General features: G+C 69.6%; 6 protein-coding genes and 1 pseudogene. 6 read left to right on the forward strand and 1 reads right to left on the reverse strand.

Translation table 11 applies throughout. The features are described 5' to 3' along the window. Nucleotides 1–21 precede the first annotated feature (21 nt). The 3 genes and pseudogenes from OP79_RS51095 (at nucleotide 22) to OP79_RS57350 (ending at nucleotide 1,675) form a co-directional block, all read left to right on the forward strand. Complete coding sequence (locus OP79_RS51095; RefSeq protein WP_063742060.1) at nucleotides 22–462, forward strand: hypothetical protein; 441 nt, start codon at nucleotides 22–24, stop codon at nucleotides 460–462. A 133-nt stretch (nucleotides 463–595) separates the two neighbouring features. Continuing rightward, nucleotides 596–1,309 carry a transcriptional regulator gene (locus OP79_RS35635; protein WP_245685559.1) on the forward strand — a complete coding sequence of 238 codons (714 nt, stop codon included), beginning with the start codon at nucleotides 596–598 and terminating at the stop codon, nucleotides 1,307–1,309. Nucleotides 1,310–1,409: 100 nt separating this feature from the next. After that, nucleotides 1,410–1,675, forward strand: a pseudogene (locus tag OP79_RS57350) (hypothetical protein). Here the strand turns inward: OP79_RS57350 and OP79_RS35640 are convergent. Further along, a complete protein-coding gene (locus OP79_RS35640; protein WP_033326131.1) occupies nucleotides 1,672–2,334 on the reverse strand; it encodes a TetR/AcrR family transcriptional regulator in 663 nt (220 codons plus the stop codon). The pseudogene OP79_RS57350 and the gene OP79_RS35640 sit on opposite strands and share 4 nt — an antisense overlap. Before the next feature lie 112 nt (nucleotides 2,335–2,446). Between OP79_RS35640 and OP79_RS35645 the strand changes: the two genes are divergently transcribed. The 3 genes from OP79_RS35645 to OP79_RS35655 all read left to right on the forward strand — a co-directional run bounded on the left by OP79_RS35645 (nucleotide 2,447) and on the right by OP79_RS35655 (nucleotide 5,791). Continuing rightward, nucleotides 2,447–3,136 carry a hypothetical protein gene (locus OP79_RS35645; protein ID WP_051745158.1) on the forward strand — a complete coding sequence of 230 codons (690 nt, stop codon included), beginning with the start codon at nucleotides 2,447–2,449 and terminating at the stop codon, nucleotides 3,134–3,136. 122 nt (nucleotides 3,137–3,258) lie between these two features. Further along, complete coding sequence (locus OP79_RS35650; RefSeq protein WP_033326133.1) at nucleotides 3,259–4,824, forward strand: alpha/beta hydrolase; 1,566 nt, start codon at nucleotides 3,259–3,261, stop codon at nucleotides 4,822–4,824. 220 nt (nucleotides 4,825–5,044) lie between these two features. Further along, complete coding sequence (locus OP79_RS35655; protein WP_033326135.1) at nucleotides 5,045–5,791, forward strand: hypothetical protein; 747 nt, start codon at nucleotides 5,045–5,047, stop codon at nucleotides 5,789–5,791. Nucleotides 5,792–6,096: the final 305 nt, after the last annotated feature.

Consider the following 6,096-nt stretch of genomic DNA (forward strand, 5'->3'; position numbering starts at 1 on the left):
TGAGCATGCAGAATCCAGCGCATGCTCAGCACCCCGCAGCACGAGGCCGAGAGCTTGCTGAATGTCCTCGACCCGCTTCCGTATCCGCAGCGTATGCGCGAACTCGCCGCGCGCGTAAGGGACTTCCGCCACCCGCTGCGGCCCGTGCTGGAGGCACTCGAAGCCCGCGGCCCCTACGAGCGCGGGATCGCCGTCGTCGCGGCCTCCGTCGCCCGTGACGCCGAGTGGATCGCCGCACGCGTCGCCGACCCCGATCCGTACGTCCGGGGACACGCGTTACGCGTCGCCGACAGCCTTCAAGTTGCCGACTCCGTCTACGAGTCGGCGCTCGAGGACGCGCCCGAGGCCGTCCGCCGCGAGCTGCTGCGCGCGATCGTGACCGGTCGGCGCACCGCGCTCGCCGACCGGCTGATCGACGGGCTGCGACGTGACTGGGGCGATGCCGAAGCGGCCCGGCTGTGATGGCGCTTCTTGGAAATCACCACCCGCGCTCGGGGTGTTCGGCAAACCTGCTCAGTTGATCTCTCCACCCCTTGTGTGATCTCGCCCGGCGTGTCGAACTCGCGTCGGCGTGTTGTGGACAGCCTGCGTGCGCTTGAAGGTCGGCCTGTTCGGGGCCCGGATGCTCACACGGGAGGAAGACGTGGACGCTCATGCTCTGCGTCGTCAGGGGTGGACGATCTCGGCGATCGCCCGTCATCTGGGCCGTGATCGTCAGACGATCCGCGACTATCTGAACGGTAAGACGATGCCGGGGCAGCATCGACAGGCGCCGGACGCGTTCGTGCCGTTCGTGGAGTACTGCCAGCAACGGCTGGCCGATGATCCTCATCTGTGGGCGACCACCCTGTTCGACGAGGTGCGTGAACTCGGTTATCCGGGCGGCTATTCGACCTTCACGCGGGCTTTGCGCCGCTTTGAGGTGCGTCCGCACTGCGAGCCGTGTCACGGAGCCAGGGGCAGGGATGTCGCGATCATCGCGCATCCGCCGGGCGAGGAAATCCAGTTCGACTGGGTCGAGCTGCCAACTCCGCCAGAATCATGGGGAGTTGGTGAGCATGCCCATCTGCTGGTCGGGGCGCTCGCGTACTCGGGGAAGTGGCGGGCGGTGCTCTCGGAAAGCGCGGACTTCCCGTACCTGGTCCAGGCGCTGGACGCGGTGGTGCGCAAGCTGGAGGGGACCGCCCGGCGGTGGCGGTTCGACCGCATGTCCACCGTTTGCTGTCCCTCCAGCGGTCAGATCACCGCGGCGTTCGCGCCGGTCGCGAAGTACTTGAGGTTCCCCCGCTGCGCGGGAGTGGCTGACTAGCAGGTCAGGGCGGGGTGACGTGTTTTCAGCGCACGCCGTGGGAGGAACTGCGCGAGGCCCACCTCGCCCGGCTCGCTGCCCAGCGCCCGGCCGTCGCCTGATGGCCCCACGCGGCCGCCGTTCCCGGATCGCCTTCTCAGACTCCGCCGCCAAGCAGCTGGACTCCATCGCCAGCGAAGCCGAGCTCCACGCCCTGGACCGCGCCCGGGTCGTCATCTCCGTCGACCCCGACGTGGGCGAACCGCTGCCCGGCGACAGCACCGGCCCGCGGCTGCGCCAGTACGCCGACGACGTCGAACGCGTCCGGTTGCTGTACTGGGTCAGCGCTATGCGCACCGTGTCGTCGTCGCCTTCATCGAGGTCTAGCTGTAGCTCCGTGACTCCTCGGCGGCCTCAGGAGTTCCAGCCGCTCCCTCGACGGCTTTTTCGGAAGGCGGATAGGCGTCGCGCAGACGTTGCATGGTCGCCGTCACGACGGCACGGACGTCCGCCTCGTGCAATGGGGCGGAGAACAGCGCTGAACTGAACGAGAAGCCCTCGATCAGGGCGACCAGCAGGAGCGCCTCGCGGTGCAGTGCCTCCTCGTCGATCGCGCGGTCGGCCAGCGCATCGCGCAGCAACGAGCGGATGACCTCCGCGCCCGCGAGGGACATGGCAGCGATGTCGGCCGCGAGCTCCGCGTCCGTGCGCGCCATGACACGGTATTCGACGAGAGCGATGTTCTCCCGGCGCTCCTGCTCGCTGGTCGGAGCGGTGAATGCGATCACATCCACGATCCGTGCGACCGGGTCGTCGGACATCGTCGCGGCGCGGCGCGCGGCGCGCTGCATGAGGACGCCCAACGTGAAGCGCATGACCTCGCGGACGGTGTCGCCGAAGTAGTGTCGGATGCTCCCGATGGCCAGGCCGGTGCGTGCGGAGATCCGGGCGAGGGTCACCGAGCGGATCCCGTGCGCGGCGATCTCCTCGATCACGGCGTCGGCGACCTGCTCTCGGCGGACATCCGGGTTGGCTCTCTTGGACATGACCCCATCCTAGTCATCCTTTGGCATGCCCGTGCTACTTTGTCTAGCACGGGCATGCTAGAAAGGCGTCGTGGCGGTGCTCTGCCCCGTCACGACCCCGGACAGGGGAGACATGAACGACCGGCACGATCCCTGGACCGGTGCGGCGCGGAAGGATCCTTACGGCTTCGACGGGCTCGACGGCGATGCGGAAGCGTGGTCGACGCCCGCTCCGGAGCCGGGCTCACCGTTGCCACCGTTCCGCCCCTCCTTCTCACTGCAGCGCACACGATTCGCGATCGACCTCCCCGATGCCTCGACGGCGACGGTCGATGTCGATCACATGTCGGGCCGGGCCTCGCTCTACCGGGACGACCGGCACGTGCAGAGCTCCGACATGCCGGTACGGTTCGCGCTCGGAGCGGACAGCATCGAGGTCGCCGCGAGCAGGTACGGCATGCGGCGGATTCACCTGATCAGCGCGGACGACAGCCGACGACGTCTCGATCCCGCGCCGGGGACGCCCGAGCACTGGCGCGCCCAGCTCTCCCGCCGGCACCCCGGGGTCGGGCGAGCCCTCTCTGCCTGCGCCGTCATCGTGCTGACGATGAATCTGCTGATCCTCGCCCCGCAGCTGCTCGAGCTGGTTACCCACCTGCCGCTCTGGGCTGATCGCTTCACCCCGTTCGCCTCGCCCATCGACCTGCCGGCATGGGCGAACACGGTTCTCACCATCACGGCCGGCCTCGCGGGGATCGAACGAGCACTCACCTTCCGCCATCACCGGCTCCTGGACGCCGAGACCGACGGGATCGAGAGCTGACACCCCCGCACTGACCGGTCACGTTGCCGCCCTGTCGGCCACCTCAGCGCCCCGACCGAGAACAGTCCGTCAACCACCGCCGCACCCTCGCGCACGACCGCGGCTCGGCACAGGAGAAACGCATGCGCTCAGACCCTCGATCCCGATACCGCGAGACCGTGCTCGGCGCGGCCGCCACGGCTTTCCTCCTCCTGCTCGCCGGATGCGCGCCCGCCGCTCCTCCACCGGACTCCGGCGCGGATGCGGACCTCGGCGCCTATCTCGGGCAAGAGCTCGACTGGGTCGGGTGCGAGGACACCGCGACGAGCGCGACGGACGCCGAGCTGTCCGCGAACCCGGCGCTCGAGTGCGCCTCGGTCGAGGTACCGCTCGACTACGACAAGCCGGAGGGCGAGAGGGCGCACATCGCGCTCATGCGCCTCCCCGCCGCGGGCAAGGCCGAGGGCTCGCTGCTGCTGAACCCGGGCGGACCCGGAGGATCCGGCACCAGCCTCGTCGCGTCCACCCTGCCGTTGTGGCAGGCGAGTCCCGTCGCCGAACGCTTCGACATCGTCGGCTTCGATCCTCGCGGGGTCGGGTCGTCGACCCCGGCCCTCGACTGCTACACCGACGAAGAGTACGACGCAGGCGACGTGCCGCGATTCGGCGCGGTGTACGACATCACGAGCGCCGAGGAGGCGGGCGAGCTCGCAGAGCGCTGCACAGACGGCTCCGGCGGCATCGCGAACCTCGTGAACGCCGGGTCCACCAACGTCGTGCGCGACATGGACATCATGCGACAGGTGCTCGGTGACGACCAGCTGACCTACCTCGGCTACAGCTACGGCTCTGAGCTCGGCGCCATGTACGCCGCGACCTACCCCAAAAAGGTCCGCGCGATCGTGCTCGACGGGGCCGTCTCGCCCGACCTGACGGCGAGCGAGTCCCGCCTCTCCTCATTCACCGGACTGCAGGCACGGTTCGACGACCTCGCCGCACACTGCACAGAATCGCCCGACTGCGTTCTCGGCCCCGACCCCGCGGCTGCGAACAACCGCCTGCACGAGATCGTCCAGCCGCTCGTCGAGACACCAGCACCGACCACCGACGGCCGGGACCTGAGCGTCTGGGACGTCTACCTCGGCATCAGCGGCGGACTGTACTCCGAAAAGAAATGGCCCGACGTCATCTCCGCCCTGACCGCGCTCGAGGCAGGGAACGCCGACGAGATGCTCGCCCTGCGCGACACCTTCTACGCCCGCACGGCGGACGGCGCCTACGGCCAGGACTTCGACACGAACATCGCTGTGCGCTGCATGGACTCGCCCCGTCCGACGCCGGAGGAACAGACTGCGCTCGCACGCAAGATCGGGGAGGTCGCGCCAATGTTTGACCTCGACGTGTTCACGGCGGGCAACCACCACAGCGAATGCGAGGCGTGGCCCGCGCCGCCAACACGCGACGAGCCCTGGCTCGCCGATGTCGAAGGCCTCCCCGAGACGCTCGTCGTGTCGGTCACCGGCGATCCTGTGACACCGCACGAGGGCGGCATCGCGATGGCGCACGCTCTCGACGGAAGCCTACTCACAGTCGACGGCAAGCAGCACGGCGCCTACCTCCTCGGCGGCAGCAAGTGCGTCGACGACGTGGTCAATGAATATCTCCTCGACCTCGAATCCCCGCCCACCGACGCCCGTTGCAGCCTGTGACACGCTCGACTCCCCCGTAGCTGCCCCGGCCGGTGCTGGTGACTCGCGGGCCTGACCCGACAGGCCGCATGCCGGTTCGCAACCATGCCGCGGAATGGCGGGTACGGGTGATCGGCGGGCCGAGAAAGGGCTTCCCGGCTGAGTGTCGCGCTCGGGACGGCTTGTTCACCCACCGGTGGTGGGGGCATGTCGCAGCGGGTGACTTCGCCACGCCCACGGGATGACCTCACCCTTCTCCGAGAGCCTTCTCGAAGTGCTGTCCCGCAGTCATGCCGCCGACGAGGCGCGCCGGATGGCCGCGACGCTGCGCGAAGGCGGCAGCCGGGAGATGCGGGTGCTGGGCTTCGAGTCCTTCCTGCCCGGCGCCGAGGTCCGCGAACAGCTCGTCGAGGCTACCTGGCGTCCGGCCGCCGAAGACCGCGCCGAGGCCTGGCCATTCCTGATCCGCAACGCGGACCGCTCCGGCGACCCCGAGGCCGTCACCGCCGTACTGGAGGAGATGGGGCGGCTGCGCAACGAGCAGGACCCGGTGCGCGAGGCGGCCCTCGGAGCGCTCGCCCGGGTCCGGCCTGCCCTGTTCACCGAGGACGCGGAACCGCACCTCGACCGCATCGCCGTCCAGGCCCTCGACTCCTCGTCCGATACCCGGTACCACCTGAGTCGGCTCGCCGTCGGTGTGCTGCGCGAGCACGCGGCAAGCGGGCGGCGGGAGTTGGTGAACTGGGCGCTGCGCACCCTGGTGCGGATCTCCGGCAACACCGGCGCCGCCGATTTCGGCCGCCTCGACCACACACTGCGGCGCGGCCAGGAGCACCAGGTGTACGAGGCGCTGCGTCCCTGGATCAAAGCGGGTGCCGAGAAGTCCGACTACAGCGTCTCGGGAACTCTGTGTGTGCCTGAGGGTTTCAGGCTTTTCGGGCGCGGCGTGGCCGTGTGCCGCCGTGGTGGGGTCCGAACCTCGGGGTGAGGGGGTGGACCTCGGTGGCGTGCACGTGGTGGAAGCCGGTCCGCTGGGCGGCGCGGGTGCGCCGCCGACAGGTTCCGCGGGAGAGCCGCCCCCTTCCGCCCGGAGCAGGCTCCGGCCGGTTGTCGGGGGCGGGCACTCCATGACCTGACGCCGGACCATGAGGGTTCGGTGTCTGGGTGTCATGCCCCGCCGGACGCTTTACCACCCCGGTGGGGGTGGTGGCGGGGACCGTACGCACCTCGGGCATACGGCGGGAAGTCTGAGACCGGCCGGCCGGGGAGGGCCGGGCCGGGGTGGGGCGGGCC

The organism is Streptomyces yerevanensis (assembly GCF_000716805.1).
In the GTDB taxonomy this organism is placed as follows: Bacteria; Actinomycetota; Actinomycetes; order Streptomycetales; family Streptomycetaceae; genus Streptomyces; species Streptomyces flaveus.